Below are 23,576 nucleotides of genomic sequence, written 5' to 3'. Positions count from 1 at the left end.
TCGTAAAAATAGTTTTTCAGTAAAATGAAATGATGGTTGCCAGTAAATAGGCAACCATCAACACGCATCATTAAAACAGTCTATTTAAACCATTTAATGCTGCGACACGAAAAGCTTCTGCCATCGTTGGGTAATTGAACGTCGTGTTGACAAAATATTCAATGGTATTGCCTTCACCTTTTTGTTCCATGATAGCTTGGCCGATATGAATAATTTCTGCCGCCCTTTCACCGAAACAGTGAATACCTAATATTTGTAACGTATCTCGATGGAATAAGATTTTCAAACTGCCCACATTCATTCCTGCAATTTGTGCGCGTGCTAAATGCTTGAACTGAGCACGGCCCACTTCATACGGCACTTTCATTGCGGTAAGCTCTTGTTCTGTTTTACCTACAGAACTGATCTCTGGAATGGTGTAAATACCCGTTGGAATATCTTCCACTAAATGCGCATCGCCAAGACTACCACCGATTGCACGTGCAGCAATTCGGCCTTGGTCATAAGCCGCAGAAGCGAGGCTTGGGTAACCAATCACATCCCCAACAGCGTAGATATGTTCATTCGTTGTGCGGTATGCTTTATTCACCTTAACAAGGCCACGACCGTCTGCGTCAATACCAACATTTGCAAGGCCTAAGCCGTCAGTGTTACCTGTTCTTCCGTTGGCATACAATAAGCAGTCTGCTTTCACTTTCTTGCCTGATTTCAGGTGAACAATAACACCATCATCAACGCCTTCGATTTTTTCATACTCTTCATTATGGCGAATGACAACGCCACTATTCCAGAAATGGTAAGACAATGCGTCAGACATTTCTTGGTCAAGGAAGGCTAATAAGTGATCACGTGTGTTGATTAAGTCAACTTTTACCCCTAATCCGCGAAAGATTGAGGCATATTCACAGCCAATTACGCCCGCACCATAAATAATGACATGGCGAGGTTCATGGCTAAGGTTGAGGATGGTATCGCTGTTATAAATGCGCGAATGGTTGAAATCAACATCTGAAGGGCAATAAGGCCGTGAACCTGTAGCGATGACAATTTTATCTGCGCTTAAAACATCGCAGCTTCCATCGGCGTAACGCACGCTAACATGCTGATCATCAATGAAAGTGGCTTCACCCGAAAACATTTGGCAACCATTTCGCTCATAAAACCCTTGGCGCATGCGTGTTTGTTGACTAATGACCGTTTCTGCATGTTGTAGAATTTCTGAGAAAGAGGATCTTAAGCTACGGGAGTTATCACTATAAAGCGGGTTTTGATTGAATTCGATAATACGGCTAACAGCATGACGGAGGGCTTTTGAGGGAATGGTTCCCCAGTGGGTACAGCCTCCGCCGACATTATTATAACGTTCTATAACAGCAACGTTTTTTCCTTGTTTCACCAGTCCCATTGCGGCGCCTTCGCCACCAGGACCAGAACCAATAACTATTGCATCAAAATGGGTAAGTTGCATGAGGTAAGACCTGCTCTAAAACAAAATGACAACAAGATGTTATCATTAGTTGGTTATTTCGCCTAATTTCCCTTTTCCTATTTGTTTTTCTCATTAAGACATTGTGAGTTTCTTTTACTGCCTAGTTTCAGCCTGAAATTCTAGAAAAATTCGCTTTTGAAAAAAGACAAAAGTGGAGTGCATTTTTGGTGAATCTATTTTTTAAGGTTCAGGTAGGGTAGGAGGGAAAGTGAGAAAGTGTCTATATAAGAAAGCAGTGTTGGTAATATGTGAAATTCTGAAAATGACTAATTTGCAGTAAGAGTCGACTTTTCTCTAAACCAGATTAAGAAATTTCAGGTATGCTAGAAGGTGAGCTCGTGCTTATTATTAACCTTCAATGCGTTCATTAATGTTTAATGACATAGAAATTAGGATCACTGTGAGTAACACTATTGGCGTTAGAGCAAAACAAAAAGAAAAAACTCGACGTTCACTCGTCGAGGCCGCATTTAGCCAATTGAGCGCTGAACGGAGTTTCACAAGCTTAAGCTTGCGCGAAGTTGCTCGAGAAGCTGGCATTGCACCAACGTCATTTTATCGTCATTTCAAAGACGTTGATGAACTCGGCCTCACCATGGTCGACGAAAGTGGTTTGATGTTACGTCAACTTATGCGACAAGCGAGGCAACGCATCGCAAAGGGCGGGAGTGTGATCCGTACATCAGTCTCAACTTTTATGGAGTTTATTGGTAATAACCCCAATGCCTTTAGGTTATTATTGCGTGAGCGTTCAGGCACATCAGCTGAGTTTCGTGCTGCCGTTGCAAGGGAAATTCAACATTTTATTGCAGAGCTGGCTGATTATCTTGAACTTGAAAGTCGGATGCCTCGCCATTTTACTGAGATGCAAGCAGAAGCGATGGTAACGATAGTTTTTAGTGCAGGCGCTGAAGCGCTTGATATTGACGAAGAAAAACGCAGACATCTTGAAGAGCGGCTGGTATTACAGTTAAGAATGATTGCTAAAGGCGCCTACTATTGGTACCGCCGTGAACAGGAAAAACAAAATCAATCTGACCCAGACCTTACTAAATAATAAGGAGAATCAATGACGGATCAAAAAAGCTATGAAAGAAGCACATTATTGCTAGCCTTTGTGATTGGCCTTGCAACCCATGGAACCTTTTCAACACTGTTTAACTCGTTAGTCGACTTTTCATTTTTCCCAATTTTGACCTTAGTATTGGCTGCGTATTGTTTACACCAACGCTATTTGCACCAAGCGATGCCGATGGGGCTACCTAAATTTGTTGCGGGTAACTTCTTTATTGGGATTTTTGGTTATGCCGCGATTTTGCGCGTTCAAAACCCTGAAATTGGTTCTAACTTTATTCCAGCGACATTTATCGTGATTTTAGCGTTATGGATGTACGCAAGCTGGAAAGCACGTAAAAAAGAAAAAGCGGAACTAGCCCTTGAGCAAGAAGCTGAAAACTAAGTTCAAATAGTGCATTTAGACTAAAACGCCGCATGATATTGCGGCGTTATTGTATTGATAAGAAATACATTGAAAAATTAGCGGCGCGTTAATAAAACACCACTTTCCATATGATGGGTATAGGGGAATTGGTCGAACAAGGCTAACTTCTCAATTTTATGGGTTTTTGTCAGCTCAACTAAGTTATCGCAAAGGGTTTCTGGGTTACAAGAAATATACAAAATATGGTCATACCCTTGGACGAGCTCGACAGTTTTATCATCTAAACCACTGCGTGGTGGGTCAACAAAAATGGTATTGCATTGGTAATCCGTTAGTGTAATGCCTTCCAAACGTCTAAATTCGCGAGCCCCTTGCATTGCTTGGGTAAAATCTTCAGCGGACATTCGGATAATCTGCACATTATTAATGTTGTTTGTTTCTATATTATATTGTGCCGCGGCAACGGAAGGTTTGGCGATTTCAGTGGCTAATACACGTTCAAAGTTTTGCGCTAATGCCAATGAAAAGTTCCCATTTCCACAATATAGCTCTAATAAATCGCCCGTTGAATTTTGTGTCGCCGCAATCGCCCATTCCAACATTTTAATATTGACCTGCGCATTAGGCTGCGTGAAGCTATTTTCGACTTGGCGATAAACCATATTCTTGCCATTTACAGGCAGCACTTCATCCACATAATCATTATCAAGCATGATTTTGGTTTTTGACGCGCGGCCGATTAACTGCAAATCAAAGCCTTTTTCCACCAATGCCGCTTTTAACGTTTTTGCCTCGGTAGTCCATTCTTCACCGAGTTTTTTATGGTAAAGCAGTGAAACAATCAGCTTATTGCTCAGTGTCGATAAATAGTCGATTTGAAATAACTTATGGCGCAGCAATTCACTTTGCTTAATGAGAGGCAGCAATGCCGCCATCATGTCATTAATTAATTGGCTCGCAACAGGGAATTGGTCAACACGAATGCGTTCTTTGGTCTCTTTATCAAACATGATATGAAACAAATCATCATTATCATGCCAAACTCGAAATTCTGCGCGCATCCGGTAATGTGACGCTGGAGATGAAAAAATTTCAGGTTCAGGTGCGTTAAACGGGGCCATCATAGCCTTTAAACGGTCAGTTTTCTCTGCGAGTTGCAGTTCGTAGTCTTTGGTGTGCAACGTGTTTGGCATACTTGGCCCCATAAAACAGTAAAAAATTCGTATCAGGGGCGAAATTGTAGGGAATGCGGCGAAGATGTCCAGTTTTCATTATGCATCCATAGACACTAAATGCCATTCCACTTAGGATAATAGGCTGTGGTTATGGGAACTTGGTTGAAATCCAAGACTGACGCGCAACGGTAATTAAGGGGTTATCCGTCATTCTTCAAGCTATATGGGTGTTGGCTGCGCTTAGCTACCCTAGTCACATACTTCAGTATGCTCCTAGGGATATCTTCGCTTGCCGCCTACATGTAACTTGAATTATTTAGGATATATACAAGCTTCTTTTCTGTTTCTTTTATTATAGAAATAACGCTTTAGAACTTATAAGTCCGATACCTGCCACACGTCTTATCGCTTTGTTGAATATCAGCGCGAACCTTTTATTCAACTTCGCGGAATTTTAATTTTATTGATTTTCCGAGTGTAATCATAATGAATAATAACAAGTTGCTGCCATTATCGGCCGCTGCTGTGGCAGTGTTATGCAGTATTTCTTCTCTGGCAAGTGCAAATAATAAGGCTGACGAAGTTGTCGTATCCGCCAATCGTTTCGAACAACCGATTTCTTCTATATTAGCGCCTGTGACGGTGGTCACCCGTGAAGATATTGATCATTGGCAGTCAAATACCGTGATTGATGTGCTACAGCGTTTACCGGGTGTGGATGTCTCTCAAAGTGGTGGAATGGGGCAATTGAGTTCTCTCTATATTAGAGGAACGGAGTCTCGTCATGTGCTGGTATTAATTGATGGTGTCCGTTTAAATCAAGCAGGTATTTCGGGTTCATCAGATATGAGCCAAATTCCAATCTCATTAGTTCAACGTATCGAATACATCCGTGGCGCGCGTTCAGCTGTTTATGGTTCTGATGCCATTGGTGGTGTAGTGAATATTATTACTCGTCGTGATAACGATGGCACAACATTAAATGCAGGTATTGGTTCGCATGGCTATCAAAACTATAACGGCTCAACTCAACAAAAAATTGGTGAAAATACTACGGTAACCGCCGCGGGAGCTTATACCTATACCAAAGGGTTTGATGTGGAAGCGAGGGGTAATACGGGAAATTACCCGAATGGATATCCTCAGCCAGACAAAGATGGTTTTCAAAATAAAACTTTGTGGCTAGGTGTTGAGCATCAGTTCACCACAGATATTTCTGCGTATGCAAGAGCCTATGGTTATGATAATAGAACTAATTATGATGGCATTTATAGTGAAAATAAGGCGACTAAGGTTAGTAATTTAGTTGATACAAGAAAGCTATCTAGCCGTACGTATGAAACAGGCGTTAATTATCACTATGATGCATATTCTGCATCTTTGTTAGGAAGTTATAGCCACGCGAAAGATTATAACTATGACCCTAGACATGGTCAGTATGGCCTATTTTCTAACTTAGATGAATCCAAACAATATAATCTTCAATGGGGTAATAGCTATAAATTAGATAAAGGCACTGTCAGTGCTGGAGTTGATTATCAACGCCAAAGTGTAGAACCAAGTAGTTATACAATGATAAGTGAAAAGCAAACATTGAATAATACAGGGCTTTATTTTACAGGACAGTACGCACTTTTAAATTCGGTTACAGCTGAGGCGGCTATTCGTTCTGATCATAATTCAGAGTTTAACTGGCACACAACGTGGCAATCAGGGCTAAGTTGGGAGTTTTATGATGGATATAAGCTAATTGGCTCCTATGCAACAGCCTATAAAGCACCTAATTTGAGTCAATTGTATGCATACTCATCATCTAGCTGGGGAACAACAAAAGGAAATCCAAACTTAAAGCCAGAAGAAAGTAAGCAGTGGGAAGTTGGTGTTGAAGGAACGACAGGGCCATTATTTTGGCAGTTGAATGCATACCATAATGATATCGATAACTTAATTGACTATAAACAAGGCTTTCCAGTTAGCACATACGAAAATATAGGTAAGGCTGAAATAAAAGGTCTTGAATGGGTTGGTGAATTGGACACAGGGATATTTCAGCATCAGCTAACATATCAATATGTAGATCCAAGAAATAAAGACACTGATAAAGTTCTTGCTCGTAGGGCTAAACAGCAAGTGAAATATCAACTAGATTGGCCAATCTATTCAGTAGATATGGGGTTAACATACCAGTATATAGGTTCTCGCTATGATACCGCCTTCTATGATAATGCACCCTCACAGCGTATTAAAGTAGGCGGCGTTAGCCTTTGGGATCTCACCGCTGCATATCCAATCACTTCACATCTCACAATTCGTGGTAAAATAGCTAATATGTTCGATAAAGACTATGAGACCGCGTATGGTTATCGCACCGCTGGAAGAGAATATTTCCTTACCGGAAGCTACAACTTCTGATAACAACCTATCTGTTCGCCCGACCATTCTTGTATTTGACTCAGGAGTGGGCGGGTTATCTGTCTATCGCGAAGTCAAAAAACTGATCCCAAATGCGCACTATATATATGCATTCGATAACGAGGCTTTTCCTTATGGTGAAAAAAGCGAAGAGTTCATTATTGATAGGGTCTATCAAATCGTTAATGCGATAGCTGCAAAGCATCCTTTAACCATTGCGATCATTGCTTGCAATACTGCAAGTACCGTCAGTTTGCCTAATCTCAGGGCGCACTTTACTTTCCCTGTTGTCGGCGTAGTTCCGGCAATTAAGCCAGCAACTAAACTCACGCGTAATGGTGTGGTCGGGTTATTAGCGACGAAAGGCACTGTGAATCGTGAATACACCAAAGAGTTAATTGACCGTTTTGCTACGGACTGCAAAGTGATTTCGCTGGGCTCTGCTGAATTAGTCCAATTAGCAGAAAGGAAGTTACATGGGGAAACTTTACCGTTAGATGAAGTCGCTCAAACGGTGAGGCCGTGGATCCGAATGCCAGAACCACCGGATACCGTTATTTTAGGTTGCACCCATTTCCCTCTATTAATAGAAGAGCTGGAAAAAGTCCTGCCAGATGGTACAAGGTTTATAGATTCAGGTTCTGCCATAGCCAGAAGAGCTGTTTGGTTAATAAATAATCAGGCTGAAATCCACAGTTCTAGTGAAGAAGACTTTGCTTACTGCCTCGTCATTAACGAAGCCGTGCAAAGTTTAAGGCCAGTTCTCGAGGCAGAAGGGTTCATTTCGCTGGAAAAACTAGCACTTTAACTTAAATTCGTTGAAAAGCTGAGCGAACGAAAAAAAAATGCAAAAAAGGGGTTGCCAGATTTTTCTGACTCCCTATAATGCGCATCCACTGACCGGGAACAAGACAACGCAAAGCGCGATGAACACTGAAACGGCAGCGAGAGATTCTGAAAAGAAAAAGCAAAAAATCGCTTGACTCTCCATGAGGAAAACGTATTATACGTCACCTCGCGACAACGACCTTGAAGTCGAAAATCGAAAGATTAAGTCGCAACGCTCTTTAACAATTTATCAGACAATCTGTGTGGGCACTCACAGGACACTATCAAAAAAAATATTTGATTTTAAGTCTTGAAGAGTGACTAACACGTTAATTCATATATATGAACTAATAGGTAATATGTTTTCGCAAGAAGACATACGACAGTAAACATTCTTTGAGCATCAAGCTTTTTAATTGAAGAGTTTGATCATGGCTCAGATTGAACGCTGGCGGCAGGCCTAACACATGCAAGTCGAGCGGTAACAGGGGAAGCTTGCTTCTCGCTGACGAGCGGCGGACGGGTGAGTAATGTATGGGGATCTGCCCGATAGAGGGGGATAACTACTGGAAACGGTGGCTAATACCGCATAATCTCTCAGGAGCAAAGCAGGGGAACTTCGGTCCTTGCGCTATCGGATGAACCCATATGGGATTAGCTAGTAGGTGAGGTAATGGCTCACCTAGGCGACGATCCCTAGCTGGTCTGAGAGGATGATCAGCCACACTGGGACTGAGACACGGCCCAGACTCCTACGGGAGGCAGCAGTGGGGAATATTGCACAATGGGCGCAAGCCTGATGCAGCCATGCCGCGTGTATGAAGAAGGCCCTAGGGTTGTAAAGTACTTTCAGTCGGGAGGAAGGCGTTGATGCTAATATCATCAACGATTGACGTTACCGACAGAAGAAGCACCGGCTAACTCCGTGCCAGCAGCCGCGGTAATACGGAGGGTGCAAGCGTTAATCGGAATTACTGGGCGTAAAGCGCACGCAGGCGGTTAATTAAGTTAGATGTGAAATCCCCGGGCTTAACCTGGGAATGGCATCTAAAACTGGTTAGCTAGAGTCTTGTAGAGGGGGGTAGAATTCCATGTGTAGCGGTGAAATGCGTAGAGATGTGGAGGAATACCGGTGGCGAAGGCGGCCCCCTGGACAAAGACTGACGCTCAGGTGCGAAAGCGTGGGGAGCAAACAGGATTAGATACCCTGGTAGTCCACGCTGTAAACGATGTCGATTTGAAGGTTGTTCCCTTGAGGAGTGGCTTTCGGAGCTAACGCGTTAAATCGACCGCCTGGGGAGTACGGCCGCAAGGTTAAAACTCAAATGAATTGACGGGGGCCCGCACAAGCGGTGGAGCATGTGGTTTAATTCGATGCAACGCGAAGAACCTTACCTACTCTTGACATCCAGAGAATTTAGCAGAGATGCTTTAGTGCCTTCGGGAACTCTGAGACAGGTGCTGCATGGCTGTCGTCAGCTCGTGTTGTGAAATGTTGGGTTAAGTCCCGCAACGAGCGCAACCCTTATCCTTTGTTGCCAGCACGTGATGGTGGGAACTCAAAGGAGACTGCCGGTGATAAACCGGAGGAAGGTGGGGATGACGTCAAGTCATCATGGCCCTTACGAGTAGGGCTACACACGTGCTACAATGGCGTATACAAAGAGAAGCGACCTCGCGAGAGCAAGCGGAACTCATAAAGTACGTCGTAGTCCGGATTGGAGTCTGCAACTCGACTCCATGAAGTCGGAATCGCTAGTAATCGTAGATCAGAATGCTACGGTGAATACGTTCCCGGGCCTTGTACACACCGCCCGTCACACCATGGGAGTGGGTTGCAAAAGAAGTAGGTAGCTTAACCTTCGGGAGGGCGCTTACCACTTTGTGATTCATGACTGGGGTGAAGTCGTAACAAGGTAACCGTAGGGGAACCTGCGGTTGGATCACCTCCTTACCATTGAAGTGTTTTTGTGAAGTGCTCACACAGATTGTCTGATGAAATTAAAGTAGCGGTATCGATAGGCTTGTAGCTCAGGTGGTTAGAGCGCACCCCTGATAAGGGTGAGGTCGGTGGTTCAAGTCCACTCAGGCCTACCAAAATCGCATTAACTCTGCGTTGCAGATTAGCTCGTTTACCTTTGTAAACGTCGCCAATCTACGCCTTGATTAAATGCGATTTGCTTTGTATTAACGATATAAAGAAACACTAAGATACCGAAAAAACCTTTATGGGGCTATAGCTCAGCTGGGAGAGCGCCTGCCTTGCACGCAGGAGGTCAGCGGTTCGATCCCGCTTAGCTCCACCATAAATTTTCTGATTATTCAGAATAGATTAGTCAACTAGTCTATTGCGAATAATTATGCTCTTTAACAATCTGGAACAAGCTGAAAATTGAAAACAACACACATTGTTTATCGCTTAAACAATGTGAGAGTCTCTCAAAAATCTCAACTTGAAGATGTTGTCAACAGACACGAAACCGTCGGGTTTTGCGTCGACCGACATAAAAGACACCTTCGGGTTGTGAGGTTAAGCGACTAAGCGTACACGGTGGATGCCTAGGCAATCAGAGGCGATGAAGGACGTGCTAATCTGCGAAAAGCGTCGGTAAGGTGATATGAACCGTTATAACCGACGATGTCCGAATGGGGAAACCCAGTGCAATTCGTTGCACTATCGTTTGATGAATACATAGTCAAACGAGGCGAACCGAGGGAACTGAAACATCTCAGTACCTCGAGGAAAAGAAATCAACCGAGATTCCCCTAGTAGCGGCGAGCGAACGGGGAGCAGCCCAGAGTCTTAATCAGCATTAGCATCAGGAGAACGGTCTGGAAAGGCCGGCAGTAAAGGGTGATAGCCCCGTATCCGAAGGTGTTAGTGTTGTGAACTCGACGAGTAGGGCGGGACACGTGTTATCCTGTCTGAATATGGGGGGACCATCCTCCAAGGCTAAATACTCCTGATTGACCGATAGTGAACCAGTACCGTGAGGGAAAGGCGAAAAGAACCCCGGCGAGGGGAGTGAAATAGAACCTGAAACCGTGTACGTACAAGCAGTGGGAGCCTTGATTTATCAGGGTGACTGCGTACCTTTTGTATAATGGGTCAGCGACTTATATTCTGTAGCAAGGTTAACCGTATAGGGGAGCCGTAGGGAAACCGAGTCTTAACTGGGCGAATGAGTTGCAGGGTATAGACCCGAAACCCGGTGATCTAGCCATGGGCAGGTTGAAGGTTGGGTAACACTAACTGGAGGACCGAACCGACTAATGTTGAAAAATTAGCGGATGACTTGTGGCTGGGGGTGAAAGGCCAATCAAACCGGGAGATAGCTGGTTCTCCCCGAAAGCTATTTAGGTAGCGCCTCGTGAACTCATCTTCGGGGGTAGAGCACTGTTTCGACTAGGGGGTCATCCCGACTTACCAACTCGATGCAAACTACGAATACCGAAGAATGTTATCACGGGAGACACACGGCGGGTGCTAACGTTCGTCGTGAAGAGGGAAACAACCCAGACCGCCAGCTAAGGTCCCAAAGTCATAGTTAAGTGGGAAACGAAGTGGGAAGGCTCAGACAGCCAGGATGTTGGCTTAGAAGCAGCCATCATTTAAAGAAAGCGTAATAGCTCACTGGTCGAGTCGGCCTGCGCGGAAGATGTAACGGGGCTAAACTATGCACCGAAGCTGCGGCAGCGATATGTAAATATTGTTGGGTAGGGGAGCGTTCTGTAAGCCTGTGAAGGTGTGCTGTGAGACATGCTGGAGGTATCAGAAGTGCGAATGCTGACATAAGTAACGATAATGCGGGTGAAAAACCCGCACGCCGGAAGACCAAGGGTTCCTGTCCAACGTTAATCGGGGCAGGGTGAGTCGACCCCTAAGGCGAGGCAGAAATGCGTAGTCGATGGGAAACGGGTTAATATTCCCGTACTGGTGATAATTGCGATGGGGGGACGGAGAAGGTTAGGCTGGCCGGGCGACGGTTGTCCCGGTTTAAGGATGTAGGCAGGTGAATTAGGCAAATCCGGTTCACTATATGCTGAGGTCTGATGACGAGTCACTACGGTGGCGAAGTAGCTCATACCCCGCTTCCAGGAAAAGCCTCTAAGCTCTAGATTATCATTAATCGTACCCCAAACCGACACAGGTGGTCAGGTAGAGAATACTCAGGCGCTTGAGAGAACTCGGGTGAAGGAACTAGGCAAAATGGTGCCGTAACTTCGGGAGAAGGCACGCTGGCATTAGGTGAAGTGGTTTACCCATGGAGCTGAAGCCAGTCGCAGATACCAGCTGGCTGCAACTGTTTATTAAAAACACAGCACTGTGCAAACACGAAAGTGGACGTATACGGTGTGACGCCTGCCCGGTGCTGGAAGGTTAATTGATGGGGTTATCCGTAAGGAGAAGCTCTTGATCGAAGCCCCAGTAAACGGCGGCCGTAACTATAACGGTCCTAAGGTAGCGAAATTCCTTGTCGGGTAAGTTCCGACCTGCACGAATGGCGTAATGATGGCCAGGCTGTCTCCACCCGAGACTCAGTGAAATTGAACTCGCTGTGAAGATGCAGTGTACCCGCGGCAAGACGGAAAGACCCCGTGAACCTTTACTATAGCTTGACACTGAACATTGAGCCTTGATGTGTAGGATAGGTGGGAGGCTTCGAAGCGTGGACGCCAGTCTGCGTGGAGCCAACCTTGAAATACCACCCTTTAATGTTTGATGTTCTAACGTTGCCCCGTTATCCGGGGTGCGGACAGTGTCTGGTGGGTAGTTTGACTGGGGCGGTCTCCTCCCAAAGAGTAACGGAGGAGCACGAAGGTTGGCTAAGCATGGTCGGACATCATGCGGTTAGTGCAAAGGCATAAGCCAGCTTGACTGCGAGAGTGACGGCTCGAGCAGGTACGAAAGTAGGTCTTAGTGATCCGGTGGTTCTGAATGGAAGGGCCATCGCTCAACGGATAAAAGGTACTCCGGGGATAACAGGCTGATACCGCCCAAGAGTTCATATCGACGGCGGTGTTTGGCACCTCGATGTCGGCTCATCACATCCTGGGGCTGAAGTAGGTCCCAAGGGTACGGCTGTTCGCCGTTTAAAGTGGTACGCGAGCTGGGTTTAGAACGTCGTGAGACAGTTCGGTCCCTATCTGCCGTGGGCGTTGGAAGATTGAAAGGGGCTGCTCCTAGTACGAGAGGACCGGAGTGGACGCACCACTGGTGTTCGGGTTGTCATGCCAATGGCATTGCCCGGTAGCTAAGTGCGGAAAAGATAACCGCTGAAAGCATCTAAGCGGGAAACTTGCCTTGAGATGAGTCTTCCCTGACCCTTTAAGGGTCCTAAAGGAACGTTTAAGACTAAGACGTTGATAGGTTGGGTGTGTAAGCGTAGCGATACGTTGAGCTAACCAATACTAATGAACCGTGAGGCTTAACCTGACAACACCGAAGGTGTTTTAGAGAGATTGAGTTGATTTTCAAAGAACGTGAGAAGCCGAAAGGCGAAGGACACACAGCTTGTTCAAGATTGAAGTTCTGGTTTAGTGAGAAATGATGCTAAACGGGAACGAAACCGAATTTGTCTGGCGGCAATAGCGCGGTGGTCCCACCTGACCCCATGCCGAACTCAGCAGTGAAACGCCGTAGCGCCGATGGTAGTGTGGGGTCTCCCCATGTGAGAGTAGGGAACTGCCAGACATTAAATTTAAAGGTTGTGTCAGTACTAACTGACCGCACCATATTGCTGATATGGCTCAGTTGGTAGAGCACACCCTTGGTAAGGGTGAGGTCCCCAGTTCGAATCTGGGTATCAGCACCATATAATCGGCATTTAAAAAGAATTTACCTAGCGGCAATAGCGCGGTGGTCCCACCTGACCCCATGCCGAACTCAGTAGTGAAACGCCGTAGCGCCGATGGTAGTGTGGGGTCTCCCCATGTGAGAGTAGGGAACTGCTAGGTTTTAAATATAAGAAGCCACCCATTGGGTGGCTTTTTGCTTTTCAGCATTTGTAAAAAACAAATAAAACCTTCCATAATAAGTCTGAAATTATCTTATTTTATTATTCTTGCTACCCACGATTAAGTCTGGCTGATAGACTTACTTCATTATCGTTATATTTTCCCTGAAGGTAGTAATGAACCCAACTTCTGAACTCAAACCATTCAATAGTTTTGGTATTGATGCAAAAGCATTGTCAGTTTTTATAGCAGAGAATAAACAATCTCTTCACCAACAATGGATTAAAGCAAAAAATAATAATCTGCCTATATTGCTACTTGGTGGGGGCAGTAATGTTTTATTTGTAGAAAATTTCGAAGGGGTCGTTATCGTTAATCAGTTAAAAGGAATTGAAATTACTGAGTGTGACGATTATTGGTATGTGCACGTTCAAGCCGGTGAAAATTGGCATCGGCTTCTAGAAACGTTATTACAAAAAGGCATCCATGGTGCAGAAAATCTTGCTTTGATCCCAGGGTGTGCGGGATCTGCACCAATTCAAAATATCGGCGCTTATGGTGTTGAGCTGAAAGATATTTGTGATTATGTAGACATTCTGTCACTTGAAACTAATCAGGATTCACGTATTGCGGCGAGTGATTGCCAATTTGGTTATCGCGACAGTATTTTTAAACACAAGTATCAGCATGGCTATGCGATTGTTAGTGTGGGGTTGAAATTTGCTAAAAAATGGCAGCCTAAGCTTACCTACGGTGACTTAATACAATTTAATCCTGAAACAGTAACACCTAAGCAGGTTTTTGATGCGGTTTGTCAAACTCGTAGAAGCAAGTTACCTGACCCTACAGTAACTGGCAATGCAGGGAGCTTCTTTAAAAACCCAGTTATTTCGGCTGAAAAGGCGGCAAAAATTAAGCAGGAAAACCCAAGTTGTCCTCAATATACCCAATCTGACGGTAGTGTTAAATTGGCGGCTGGCTGGCTTATTGACCAGTGTGGCTTGAAAGGACATGAAATAGGTGGTGCAGCCGTTCATACTCAGCAGGCACTTGTTTTAATTAATAAACATAGAGCGACAGGGCTTGATGTTGTTAACTTAGCAAAATACGTTAGCCAAAGTGTAGCGAAGCGTTTTGATATTATTTTAGAACCGGAAGTTCGATTTATTGGCCGTCATGGCGAGGTTAACGCAATGGATTATATTCGATGAAAGAGACATCAACTCCTTTACAGCTAATAGATATTTTAGCGGATGCCCAAATACACTCTGGCGAACAGCTTGGTGAAAAGCTTGGAATGAGCCGAGCTGCAATCAATAAGCACATTAAAACGTTGCGTTCATGGGGTTTGAGCATCGAAACGGTGACGAGTAAGGGATATAAGCTGCCTTACCAAATAAACTTACTGAATAAAGATAGCATCAAACAACACGTTAATGACGTCAATATCATTGTGGAACCTGTCATTGATTCTACGAATCAATATATGCTCGAACGAATCCCAAGCTTAACATCGGGGGATACTTGCCTTGCTGAATATCAAAGTGCAGGTCGAGGTAGAAGAGGCCGCCAATGGATCTCTCCCTTTGGCTGTAATTTGTATTTATCTATGTATTGGAAGTTAGACCAAGGCCCAGCGGCTGCGGTTGGTTTGAGTCTCGTAGTTGGAATAGTGATTGCAGAAACTTTAAATAAAATAAGTAAAGAAAAAGTAAAAGTGAAATGGCCAAACGACCTGTATATGAATGATAAAAAACTTGCGGGTATTTTGGTTGAATTAACGGGTAAAACAGGCGACGCAGCTCATATTATTATTGGTATGGGCATTAATATTGGAATGAATAAAACTAATATTGAGAATACGAATACAATAACACAAGAGTGGGCGTCATTGAGAGATGAGGTTGAAGATATAGAGCGAAATGAATTATCGGCTAATATCATTCAAGCACTAAAAGAGTCATTGATTTTATTTGAAAAAGAAGGATTAAAACCGTTTTTAGATAGATGGTTTAAACTTGATAACTTTTTAAATCGTAAGGTTAAGTTGCTGATTGGTAATGATATTATATCTGGTGTGGAACGTGGGATTAATGACCAAGGTGCTTTGCTATTACAAAAAGATAATGGCGAGATAATTCCTTATATTGGTGGTGAAATATCACTACGACCAAACGAATAATATATATTGGCCGAGAGTTATTCGGCCAATATGATTTTTATTTTCTTAGTCTGACATTTTGAATTGAGTGGTTTTCACCTTTAGTCATTATTAAACTAGCTCGCTCCTTGGTTGGTAAAATATTCTCTTCAAGATTTAGTCCATTTATTTCATCCCAAATAGAGCCAGCAATGTTTATCGCTTCCTCTTCGCTCAATTTAGAATAACTATGAAAATATGAATCGGGGTCAGAGAATGCGCCTTGTCTAAACTTAAGAAAACGACCAATATACCACTGTTTTAACAAAGCAGGAGCGGCATCGACATAAATTGAAAAATCAACAAAGTCAGAGACAAACACATGGTGTGGATCTTGTGGGTAATCCATGTCGCTCTGTAGGACATTAAGTCCTTCAAGAATCAAAATATCTGGTTGATCAATAATTTGCTCTTGGTCAGGAACAATATCGTAGGTTAAATGGGAATAGACAGGCGCATGCACATTTCGCGCTCCTGACTTAATTTGAGAAACAAAGTTAACCAGCTTTCTCATATCATAAGACTGTGGAAAACCTTTTTTCTTCATAATATTCCGATCCTTTAATACTTGGTTCGGATGAAGAAAGCCATCTGTTGTAATTAAATCAACTTTACGGTGTTCAGGCCAACGGGTTAGCAGAGCTTGTAATAAACGTGCTGTTGTACTCTTGCCTACAGCGACGCTACCAGCGATACCGATGATATAAGGTACTTTTGCTTCATTAGTCCCTAAAAACTGCTCTAGGACAGCCTGACGACGTAAGTTAGAACTAATATAAAAATTCAATAATCGCGATAAAGGTAGATAAATTTCAATAACATCTTCCATTGAAAGCTCTTCGTTAATCCCTTTTAACTCGAGAAGCTCACTTGATGTTAATGTCAAAGGGACGGAATCACGTAATGTTGCCCAATGCTCTCTATCAAATTCTAAATATGGCGTAGTAATAAAATTTTCGTTCTTTTTCATAAACCAACATCTGCCTATTTTGTGCAGGTTGGACAGGTTGCCTAAACACCCGTATCCAAAAAATTTGCTAGCATCATAGCGAGTGATGGGGGGGAGGCGTAGGTTTTTTTATAATATTTGTGAATTTTTTTTGAATTACATAAAAAAAATATCCATTTTTGCTGGAAAAATAACCGATTAATCAGAGTGCTAAAACTGTGATAGGGGCTAAAAAATAATATTTAATATGAATTGTATAGATTATCGGGCTTTACGGAACGAAGAATAATGGATTATAGTTAACAGCTGTTGTTGATGTTTTAATCTTAAAACAGTTAAAAAATCAACAAAATTACAAAAAACGAACAAAATGTAAGCAAACGAACAAAAAATTAAATTTTTTTGTTGCAACATGCGCTCACTCTTCCTAGAATGCGCAGCACTTGATGCCGGCATAGCTCAGTTGGTAGAGCAACTGACTTGTAATCAGTAGGTCCCGAGTTCGACTCTTGGTGCCGGCACCATTAAAAATTTGGATAGGTGGGATACCCAAGCGGCCAAAGGGAGCAGACTGTAAATCTGCCGTCACAGACTTCGAAGGTTCGAATCCTTCTCCCACCACCATTCCCAAGAAGCTTTCCTTTAGGAAACTTCAAGGAAAAGTTTTACAGCTGATAACTCAGGTAGCCGAGTTCATTGCGGGCATCGTATAATGGCTATTACCTCAGCCTTCCAAGCTGATGATGCGGGTTCGATTCCCGCTGCCCGCTCCAAGATGTGCTGATATGGCTCAGTTGGTAGAGCACACCCTTGGTAAGGGTGAGGTCGGCAGTTCGAATCTGCCTATCAGCACCACTTCCCTTATGTTCTCAATTATCTCCCTGATTTGTCTCCTGAAAAAAACAAGCGAAATAATTTCTTGCTTGGTTGATGTGGTTTAACCACCGATTCCGTGTCTTAGAGGGACAATCTAATGTCTAAAGAAAAATTTGAACGTTCAAAACCGCACGTTAACGTTGGTACTATCGGCCACGTTGACCACGGTAAAACTACTCTGACAGCAGCTATCACTACTGTTCTGGCTAAAACTTACGGCGGTTCTGCTCGTGCATTCGACCAAATCGATAACGCACCAGAAGAAAAAGCGCGTGGTATCACCATCTCTACTTCTCACGTAGAGTACGATACTCCAACTCGCCACTACGCACACGTAGACTGCCCAGGACACGCCGACTATGTTAAAAACATGATCACTGGTGCTGCACAGATGGACGGTGCAATTCTGGTTGTTGCTGCGACTGATGGCCCAATGCCACAAACTCGTGAGCACATCCTGTTAGGTCGTCAGGTTGGCGTTCCTTACATCATCGTGTTCCTGAACAAATGTGACATGGTTGATGACGAAGAACTGTTAGAATTAGTTGAAATGGAAGTTCGTGAGTTACTGTCTCAGTACGACTTCCCAGGCGACGACACTCCAGTTGTTCGCGGTTCAGCTCTGAAAGCGCTGGAAGGCAACCCAGAGTGGGAAGCGAAAATTGTTGAATTAGCAGGTTACCTGGATTCTTACATCCCAGAACCAGAGCGTGCAATTGACCGTCCGTTCCTGCTGCCAATCGAAGACGTATTCTCAATCTCAGGTCGTGGTACAGTAGTAACAGGCCGTGTTGAGCGTGGTATCGTTAAAGTTGGTGAAGAAGTTGAAATCGTTGGTATCAAAGAAACGGTTAAAACAACTTGTACTGGCGTTGAAATGTTCCGTAAATTACTGGACGAAGGCCGTGCGGGTGAGAACGTTGGTGTTCTTCTGCGTGGTACTAAACGTGAAGAAATCGAACGTGGTCAAGTTCTTGCTAAACCAGGTTCAATCAAGCCACACACTAAATTTGAATCAGAAGTATATATTCTGAGCAAAGATGAAGGTGGTCGTCACACTCCATTCTTCAAAGGTTACCGTCCACAGTTCTACTTCCGTACAACTGACGTAACAGGTACTATCGAACTGCCAGAAGGCGTAGAGATGGTAATGCCAGGTGATAACATCAACATGATCGTTACCCTGATCCACCCAATCGCGATGGACGACGGTTTACGTTTCGCAATCCGTGAAGGTGGCCGTACTGTAGGTGCGGGTGTTGTTGCAAAAATCATTGCATAATACATAGCATCACAAAGTTTTAAAGAAGGGCACCAGTTTGGTGCCCTTTTTACATCCTCTGGCATCCCTCTTCTAATGATTTAACTTCCCTGTAGAAATTGTTCCCCATAGAAAAAATTACAATTAGTTATTAAATATCAATCTGTTGCGCTCATCACAAAATGGAAACTTATGTGTCGGTAAATACACCATAAGTTGGAATAAGACTATCCTTAAATCAAATTAGATAAGGAGAATAAAATGATTTCATTTGTGAACAAGGTTGGAATTGTGACTGGAGGAACGAGTGGGATAGGTCTTGCCGCTGCTGAGAAATTTTTATCTCTAGGTGCATCTCTAATAATTACAGGCACAAATATACAGCGGGGAATTGAAACCGAAAGAATGTTTAAAGCGAAAGGTTATGCAGTCAAGTTTATTAAAGCTGATACGTCAAGAGAAAGTGATAACGATGAACTTATACAACAAGCACTTAATGAATATAGTTCTATTGATTTTCTCTTTGCAAATGCAGCTATCATAATGGCTGAACTAGCAGATAAATTATCTTTAGATAATTGGCAAAAGCAGTTGGATACCAACCTTACTGGCCTTTTTTTAAGTAACCGAACAGTTATTAGGTATTGGTTGAAAAACAAACAAGCTGGAGCAATTGTTAATTGTAGTTCAATTGTTTCTTTTGTTGGCCAACCTCAATTAGCGGCTTATAGTGCTACAAAGGGTGGCGTTAAATTACTTACCCAAACGCTAGCGCTTGATTATGCAGAGCATAATATTCGTGTAAATGCAGTTTGCCCAGGTTACATTGATACTCCTCTTCTCGACTCTGATGTTTTTGATAAAGCAAAATTGGCCTTACTTCACCCAATGAAAAGATTAGGGACGCCCGAAGAAGTTGCTAATGTTGTTGCTTTTCTTGCAAGTGATGCTGCTTCCTTTGTAACTGGGTCATCGTACCTTGTAGATGGCGGATTTACAGCATAGACAGAAGGCGGTGTAAATAATCTGTAATGGCAATTGAAATACGAATCATTTTTATTTAAAGTATGTGTATATAATTTACACAGGCTAAAAAATATGTACGTTTGTCTTTGTGAAGCCATTACAGATAAGCAAATCAGAAATGCGGTAAGGAAATACCAAGTTACCTCATTAAAAGGGTTGCGCCAAGTATTGCCTGTCGGTCGTGAATGTGGAAAGTGCATTCGGCAAACCAGAGCGATTTTGCAACAAGAGCTCGTTCATCTAGAAGAGATTTGCGCTATTGAAGTTGCATAGTCACGAGCCCTCCAAATTATCTTCCAATTAGTTTATTACCTTTTGTATAAATGATTGTGTAAAAATTACTCTGCTAATCAATTTCAGTACTACACTTATAAGACTGGAAGCGATGGAGGGTAAAAATGAAAGGCGATAAAAAAATGATAGCCCACCTTAATAAATTGTTGGGCAATGAGCTAGTCGCAATTAACCAATATTTTTTACATGCACGTATGTTTAAAAATTGGGGGCTTACTCGTCTTAATGAGATGGAATATCATGAATCAATTGATGAAATGAAACATGCCGATAAATATATCGAACGTATTCTTTTCCTTGAAGGTATTCCTAACTTACAAGACTTAGGTAAGCTAAATATCGGCGAAGATGTGGAAGAAATGCTTAAGTCAGATTTAGAGCTTGAACTTGATGGCGCAAAAAATTTAAAAGAGGCAATTAAGTACGCAGATTCTATTCATGATTATGTCAGTCGAGATTTGATGATTGAAATCTTATCTGATGAAGAAAATCATATCGATTGGATAGAAACACAGTTAGATTTAATTGTTCGTTTAGGTATTCAAAATTATCTGCAAGCCCAAGTTATCGAAGAGTAGGGGTTGTAAGTTCAACCTTATATGAAATTTTTTGATTTATACAAGCGCCTAATTTCTGTTCTTATCAGAGTTGGGCGTTTTTTCGTTATAATGAGCAGAAAATTCGCACATATTTTCCCCGATTGCTTGCGTTTCACAATAATTTACGTATAATGCGCGGGCTTACTGATGAGTAAGCCCTAATTTATTAGGACTGAAATATCAGTATTGAGTTAACGATTTGTTGCTCATTTAGACAATACTCCCGATATGGGGGTTACACCAAGACGATTACACTCTCCCATCAATCGAAATGGGTACGAGGAGTAATCATTTACGTTTATAAAATAGTTGGAGCTCTGGTCTCATGCAGAACCAAAGAATCCGTATCCGCCTTAAAGCTTTTGATCATCGTTTAATCGATCAATCAACTGCGGAAATCGTAGAGACTGCTAAGCGCACTGGTGCGCAGGTACGTGGTCCTATCCCGCTGCCGACACGTAAAGAGCGTTTTACCGTTCTGATTTCTCCGCACGTTAATAAAGACGCGCGTGATCAGTACGAAATTCGCACTCACAAACGTCTGGTTGACATCGTTGAGCCAACCGAGAAGACCGTTGATGCTCTGATGCGTCTGGACCTGGCTGCCGGCGTTGACGTGCAGATCAGCCTGGGTTAATCAGGTCGTCGAACGATTGAGAGGTTGAAACAATGATTGGTTTAGTCGGTAAGAAAGTGGGAATGACTCGTATCTTCACTGAAGATGGCGTTTCTATCCCTGTAACTGTTATCGAAATTGAAAATAACCGCGTTACTCAGGTTAAAACTGCAGAAACCGACGGTTACAATGCAATTCAGGTTACTACTGGTAGCAAAAAAGCTAACCGTGTAACTAAACCTGAAGCAGGTCATTTCGCTAAAGCTGGCGTTGAAGCTGGCCGTATTCTGCGCGAATTCCGTACCGAAGAAGGTACTGAGTTTACTGCAGGTCAAAGCATTAGCGTTGAAATTTTCGCTGACGTTAAAAAAGTCGACGTTACTGGTACATCTAAAGGTAAAGGTTTTGCCGGCACAGTTAAGCGCTGGAATTTCCGTACTCAAGATGCTACTCACGGTAACTCCTTGTCACACCGTGTTCCGGGTTCTATCGGTCAGAACCAGACTCCGGGCAAAGTGTTCAAAGGCAAGAAAATGGCAGGCCAACTGGGTAATGAACGTGTAACTGTTCAAAGCTTAGATGTAGTACGTGTTGACGCTGAGCGCAACCTGCTGCTGGTCAAAGGTGCTGTTCCAGGAGCAACTGGTAGCAACCTGATCGTAAAACCGGCTGTCAAGGCTTAACGTCGAGGAGATAGGAATGGAATTGGTAATGAAAGACGCGCAAAGCGCGCTGACTGTTTCCGAAACTACCTTCGGGCGTGATTTCAATGAAGCGCTTGTTCACCAAGTAGTTGTTGCGTATGCAGCTGGTGCTCGTCAAGGTACTCGTGCTCAGAAAACTCGTGCTGAAGTTTCTGGTTCAGGTAAAAAACCATGGCGTCAAAAAGGCACAGGCCGTGCACGTTCTGGTTCAGTTAAGAGCCCAATCTGGCGCTCTGGTGGTGTTAGCTTCGCAGCTAAACCACAGGACCACAGTCAAAAAGTTAATAAAAAGATGTACCGTGGTGCTTTAAAAAGCATCCTCTCTGAGTTGGTACGTCAAGATCGTCTGATCGTTGTCGAACAGTTCTCTGTTGAAGCACCTAAAACTAAGTTGCTGGCACAGAAATTGAAAGATATGGCTCTGCAAGATGTTCTGATCATCACTGCTGAATTAGATGAAAATCTGTTCTTAGCAGCACGTAACCTGTACAAGGTTGACGTTCGTGATGCAGCAGGTATCGACCCAGTTAGCCTGATCGCTTTCGACAAAGTGGTTATGACTGCTGATGCTGTGAAGCAAGTTGAGGAGATGCTGGCATGATCCGTGAAGAACGTCTGCTGAAAGTACTGCGCGCGCCGCATGTATCTGAAAAAGCTTCTACAGCGATGGAAAAAAGCAACACCATCGTTCTCAAAGTTGCAAAAGACGCAACTAAAGCAGAAATCAAAGCTGCTGTACAGAAACTGTTTGAAGTTGAAGTTGAAGGTGTTAACACTTTGCTGGTTAAAGGCAAAACTAAACGCCACGGTCAGCGCTCTGGTCGTCGTAGTGACTGGAAAAAAGCTTACGTTACGCTGAAAGAAGGCCAGAATCTGGACTTCATTAGCGGCGCAGAGTAAGTCGGAGGAGTAAAGAACAATGGCAGTTGTTAAATGTAAACCTACGTCTCCGGGCCGTCGCCACGTAGTTAAAGTGGTTAACCCAGAGCTGCATAAGGGAAAACCTTATGCACCACTGTTAGAAAAAATGAGCAAGTCCGGTGGTCGTAACAACAATGGCCGTATCACTACCCGTCACATCGGTGGTGGCCACAAGCAGCATTATCGTTTAGTTGACTTTAAACGCAACAAAGACGGTATCCCTGCAGTTGTTGAACGTTTGGAATATGATCCAAACCGTTCTGCGAACATCGCACTGGTTTTATATAAAGACGGTGAACGTCGTTATATTCTTGCACCAAAAGGCCTGAAAGCTGGTGACCAGATTCAATCTGGTGTTGATTCAGCAATCAAAGCTGGTAATGCAATGCCAATGCGCAACATCCCTGTTGGTTCTACAGTTCATAATATCGAACTGAAACCAGGTAAAGGTGGTCAGTTAGCGCGTTCAGCAGGTACTTACGCTCAAATCGTTGCTCGTGATGGTGCTTATGTAACATTACGTCTGCGTTCTGGTGAAATGCGTAAAGTATTAGCAGATTGCCGTGCAACCTTAGGTGAAGTTGGTAACGCTGAACATATGTTACGTGTTCTCGGTAAAGCTGGTGCTAGCCGCTGGCGTGGTGTTCGTCCTACCGTTCGCGGTACTGCGATGAACCCAGTAGACCATCCACATGGTGGTGGTGAAGGCCGTAACTTTGGTAAACACCCAGTAACACCATGGGGCGTTCAGACCAAAGGTAAGAAAACTCGTAGCAACAAGCGTACTGATCAATTCATCGTACGTCATCGTTCTAAAAAATAATTAG

18 protein-coding genes, 7 tRNA genes and 4 rRNA genes are annotated in these 23,576 nt (G+C 43.5%); 26 read left to right on the top strand and 3 right to left on the bottom strand.

The annotated features are described in order from the left end of the window. Positions 1–70 precede the first annotated feature (70 nt). A complete protein-coding gene (gene sthA, locus J6836_RS16565; RefSeq protein WP_219245016.1) occupies positions 71–1,468 on the bottom strand; it encodes a Si-specific NAD(P)(+) transhydrogenase in 1,398 nt (465 codons plus the stop codon). Between the two features lie 421 nt (positions 1,469–1,889). Between sthA and fabR the strand changes: the two genes are divergently transcribed. Together fabR and J6836_RS16555 are read left to right on the top strand one after the other, a co-directional pair. Continuing rightward, the gene (gene fabR, locus J6836_RS16560) at positions 1,890–2,546 is read left to right on the top strand and encodes an HTH-type transcriptional repressor FabR (RefSeq protein WP_219245015.1); all 657 of its coding nucleotides are present in this window, start codon (positions 1,890–1,892) and stop codon (positions 2,544–2,546) included. Between the two features lie 12 nt (positions 2,547–2,558). Continuing rightward, positions 2,559–2,948, top strand: coding sequence for a YijD family membrane protein (locus J6836_RS16555; protein ID WP_219245014.1), 390 nt, complete (start codon positions 2,559–2,561; stop codon positions 2,946–2,948). A 77-nt stretch (positions 2,949–3,025) separates the two neighbouring features. Here J6836_RS16555 and trmA read toward each other — a convergent pair whose 3' ends face one another. Continuing rightward, positions 3,026–4,123, bottom strand: a complete 1,098-nt coding sequence (gene trmA / locus J6836_RS16550) for a tRNA (uridine(54)-C5)-methyltransferase TrmA (protein ID WP_219245013.1) — start codon at positions 4,121–4,123, stop codon at positions 3,026–3,028. 468 nt (positions 4,124–4,591) lie between these two features. Between trmA and btuB the strand changes: the two genes are divergently transcribed. The 11 genes from btuB (at position 4,592) to birA (ending at position 15,485) form a co-directional block, all read left to right on the top strand. Further along, the gene (gene btuB, locus J6836_RS16545; protein WP_219245012.1) at positions 4,592–6,517 is read left to right on the top strand and encodes a TonB-dependent vitamin B12 receptor BtuB; all 1,926 of its coding nucleotides are present in this window, start codon (positions 4,592–4,594) and stop codon (positions 6,515–6,517) included. Then, on the top strand, positions 6,462–7,325 hold the full coding sequence (gene murI, locus J6836_RS16540) for a glutamate racemase (RefSeq protein ID WP_219245011.1): 864 nt from the start codon (positions 6,462–6,464) through the stop codon (positions 7,323–7,325). The genes btuB and murI overlap by 56 nt, the downstream gene beginning before the upstream one ends. 433 nt (positions 7,326–7,758) lie before the next feature. Further along, a 16S ribosomal RNA gene (locus J6836_RS16535) occupies positions 7,759–9,299 on the top strand. 66 nt (positions 9,300–9,365) lie between these two features. Next, positions 9,366–9,442, top strand: a tRNA-Ile gene (locus J6836_RS16530). A gap of 133 nt (positions 9,443–9,575) precedes the next feature. Then, positions 9,576–9,651: transfer RNA gene (locus tag J6836_RS16525), tRNA-Ala, on the top strand. 222 nt (positions 9,652–9,873) lie between these two features. After that, positions 9,874–12,782 (top strand): 23S ribosomal RNA (locus J6836_RS16520). Between the two features lie 142 nt (positions 12,783–12,924). Beyond that, positions 12,925–13,040, top strand: a 5S ribosomal RNA gene (rrf, locus tag J6836_RS16515). Between the two features lie 45 nt (positions 13,041–13,085). Continuing rightward, positions 13,086–13,161, top strand: a tRNA-Thr gene (locus J6836_RS16510). Positions 13,162–13,187: 26 nt separating this feature from the next. Continuing rightward, positions 13,188–13,303: ribosomal RNA gene (gene rrf, locus J6836_RS16505) — 5S ribosomal RNA — on the top strand. Together the 16S, 23S and 5S rRNA genes with 3 tRNA genes alongside form the textbook arrangement of a ribosomal RNA operon. Positions 13,304–13,479: 176 nt before the next feature. Next, positions 13,480–14,514: a UDP-N-acetylmuramate dehydrogenase gene (gene murB / locus J6836_RS16500; RefSeq protein ID WP_219245010.1), complete on the top strand. Its 1,035-nt coding sequence runs from the start codon at positions 13,480–13,482 to the stop codon at positions 14,512–14,514. Continuing rightward, positions 14,511–15,485 carry a bifunctional biotin--[acetyl-CoA-carboxylase] ligase/biotin operon repressor BirA gene (gene birA, locus J6836_RS16495; protein ID WP_219245009.1) on the top strand — a complete coding sequence of 325 codons (975 nt, stop codon included), beginning with the start codon at positions 14,511–14,513 and terminating at the stop codon, positions 15,483–15,485. The genes murB and birA overlap by 4 nt, the downstream gene beginning before the upstream one ends. Before the next feature lie 37 nt (positions 15,486–15,522). Here the strand turns inward: birA and coaA are convergent, their stop codons facing one another. Next, the gene (gene coaA, locus J6836_RS16490) at positions 15,523–16,473 is read right to left on the bottom strand and encodes a type I pantothenate kinase (protein WP_219245008.1); all 951 of its coding nucleotides are present in this window, start codon (positions 16,471–16,473) and stop codon (positions 15,523–15,525) included. A gap of 427 nt (positions 16,474–16,900) precedes the next feature. On the opposite strand from coaA, the gene J6836_RS16485 reads away from it, so the two are divergent. From J6836_RS16485 to rplB, 13 genes are all read left to right on the top strand, one after another. Next, positions 16,901–16,976, top strand: a tRNA-Thr gene (locus tag J6836_RS16485). Between the two features lie 15 nt (positions 16,977–16,991). Then, positions 16,992–17,076: transfer RNA gene (locus J6836_RS16480), tRNA-Tyr, on the top strand. Between the two features lie 74 nt (positions 17,077–17,150). Further along, positions 17,151–17,225, top strand: a tRNA-Gly gene (locus tag J6836_RS16475). 6 nt (positions 17,226–17,231) lie between these two features. Next, positions 17,232–17,307: transfer RNA gene (locus tag J6836_RS16470), tRNA-Thr, on the top strand. A gap of 118 nt (positions 17,308–17,425) precedes the next feature. Beyond that, positions 17,426–18,610, top strand: coding sequence for an elongation factor Tu (tuf, locus tag J6836_RS16465; RefSeq protein WP_219245007.1), 1,185 nt, complete (start codon positions 17,426–17,428; stop codon positions 18,608–18,610). A 240-nt stretch (positions 18,611–18,850) separates the two neighbouring features. After that, positions 18,851–19,594 (top strand): SDR family NAD(P)-dependent oxidoreductase, encoded by a 744-nt coding sequence (locus tag J6836_RS16460; protein ID WP_219245006.1) that lies wholly within the window; start codon positions 18,851–18,853, stop codon positions 19,592–19,594. A 93-nt stretch (positions 19,595–19,687) separates the two neighbouring features. After that, positions 19,688–19,888, top strand: coding sequence for a bacterioferritin-associated ferredoxin (bfd, locus tag J6836_RS16455; protein ID WP_219245005.1), 201 nt, complete (start codon positions 19,688–19,690; stop codon positions 19,886–19,888). Positions 19,889–20,013: 125 nt separating this feature from the next. Further along, positions 20,014–20,487 carry a bacterioferritin gene (gene bfr, locus J6836_RS16450; protein ID WP_219245004.1) on the top strand — a complete coding sequence of 158 codons (474 nt, stop codon included), beginning with the start codon at positions 20,014–20,016 and terminating at the stop codon, positions 20,485–20,487. A gap of 346 nt (positions 20,488–20,833) precedes the next feature. Further along, positions 20,834–21,145 carry a 30S ribosomal protein S10 gene (gene rpsJ / locus J6836_RS16445; RefSeq protein ID WP_001181005.1) on the top strand — a complete coding sequence of 104 codons (312 nt, stop codon included), beginning with the start codon at positions 20,834–20,836 and terminating at the stop codon, positions 21,143–21,145. A 32-nt stretch (positions 21,146–21,177) separates the two neighbouring features. Then, positions 21,178–21,807, top strand: a complete 630-nt coding sequence (gene rplC / locus J6836_RS16440) for a 50S ribosomal protein L3 (protein WP_219245003.1) — start codon at positions 21,178–21,180, stop codon at positions 21,805–21,807. A 16-nt stretch (positions 21,808–21,823) separates the two neighbouring features. Continuing rightward, on the top strand, positions 21,824–22,429 hold the full coding sequence (gene rplD / locus J6836_RS16435) for a 50S ribosomal protein L4 (protein WP_219245002.1): 606 nt from the start codon (positions 21,824–21,826) through the stop codon (positions 22,427–22,429). Further along, positions 22,426–22,728 (top strand): 50S ribosomal protein L23, encoded by a 303-nt coding sequence (gene rplW / locus J6836_RS16430; RefSeq protein ID WP_219245001.1) that lies wholly within the window; start codon positions 22,426–22,428, stop codon positions 22,726–22,728. The genes rplD and rplW overlap by 4 nt, the downstream gene beginning before the upstream one ends. A gap of 19 nt (positions 22,729–22,747) precedes the next feature. Next, entirely contained in the window at positions 22,748–23,572 is an 825-nt protein-coding gene (gene rplB / locus J6836_RS16425) for a 50S ribosomal protein L2 (protein WP_219245000.1), read from the top strand. Positions 23,573–23,576 lie beyond the last annotated feature (4 nt).

Origin of the sequence: Providencia sp. R33 (genome assembly GCF_019343475.1) — a bacterium.
Classification (GTDB): Bacteria; Pseudomonadota; Gammaproteobacteria; order Enterobacterales; family Enterobacteriaceae; genus Providencia.
The sequence above is the reverse complement of the archived record's forward strand: the minus strand, read 5'-3'. Positions and strand labels throughout refer to the sequence as shown.

Coding starts and splice junctions, on each gene's coding strand:
- sthA (WP_219245016.1), bottom strand. CDS start 1,468: ATGCAACTTACCCATTTTGATGCAATAGTTATTGGTTCTGGTCCTGGT.
- J6836_RS16555 (WP_219245014.1), top strand. CDS start 2,559: ATGACGGATCAAAAAAGCTATGAAAGAAGCACATTATTGCTAGCCTTT.
- trmA (WP_219245013.1), bottom strand. CDS start 4,123: ATGCCAAACACGTTGCACACCAAAGACTACGAACTGCAACTCGCAGAG.
- btuB (WP_219245012.1), top strand. CDS start 4,592: ATGAATAATAACAAGTTGCTGCCATTATCGGCCGCTGCTGTGGCAGTG.
- murI (WP_219245011.1), top strand. CDS start 6,462: ATGGTTATCGCACCGCTGGAAGAGAATATTTCCTTACCGGAAGCTACA.
- murB (WP_219245010.1), top strand. CDS start 13,480: ATGAACCCAACTTCTGAACTCAAACCATTCAATAGTTTTGGTATTGAT.
- birA (WP_219245009.1), top strand. CDS start 14,511: ATGAAAGAGACATCAACTCCTTTACAGCTAATAGATATTTTAGCGGAT.
- coaA (WP_219245008.1), bottom strand. CDS start 16,473: ATGAAAAAGAACGAAAATTTTATTACTACGCCATATTTAGAATTTGAT.
- tuf (WP_219245007.1), top strand. CDS start 17,426: ATGTCTAAAGAAAAATTTGAACGTTCAAAACCGCACGTTAACGTTGGT.
- J6836_RS16460 (WP_219245006.1), top strand. CDS start 18,851: ATGATTTCATTTGTGAACAAGGTTGGAATTGTGACTGGAGGAACGAGT.
- bfd (WP_219245005.1), top strand. CDS start 19,688: ATGTACGTTTGTCTTTGTGAAGCCATTACAGATAAGCAAATCAGAAAT.
- bfr (WP_219245004.1), top strand. CDS start 20,014: ATGAAAGGCGATAAAAAAATGATAGCCCACCTTAATAAATTGTTGGGC.
- rpsJ (WP_001181005.1), top strand. CDS start 20,834: ATGCAGAACCAAAGAATCCGTATCCGCCTTAAAGCTTTTGATCATCGT.
- rplC (WP_219245003.1), top strand. CDS start 21,178: ATGATTGGTTTAGTCGGTAAGAAAGTGGGAATGACTCGTATCTTCACT.
- rplD (WP_219245002.1), top strand. CDS start 21,824: ATGGAATTGGTAATGAAAGACGCGCAAAGCGCGCTGACTGTTTCCGAA.
- rplW (WP_219245001.1), top strand. CDS start 22,426: ATGATCCGTGAAGAACGTCTGCTGAAAGTACTGCGCGCGCCGCATGTA.
- rplB (WP_219245000.1), top strand. CDS start 22,748: ATGGCAGTTGTTAAATGTAAACCTACGTCTCCGGGCCGTCGCCACGTA.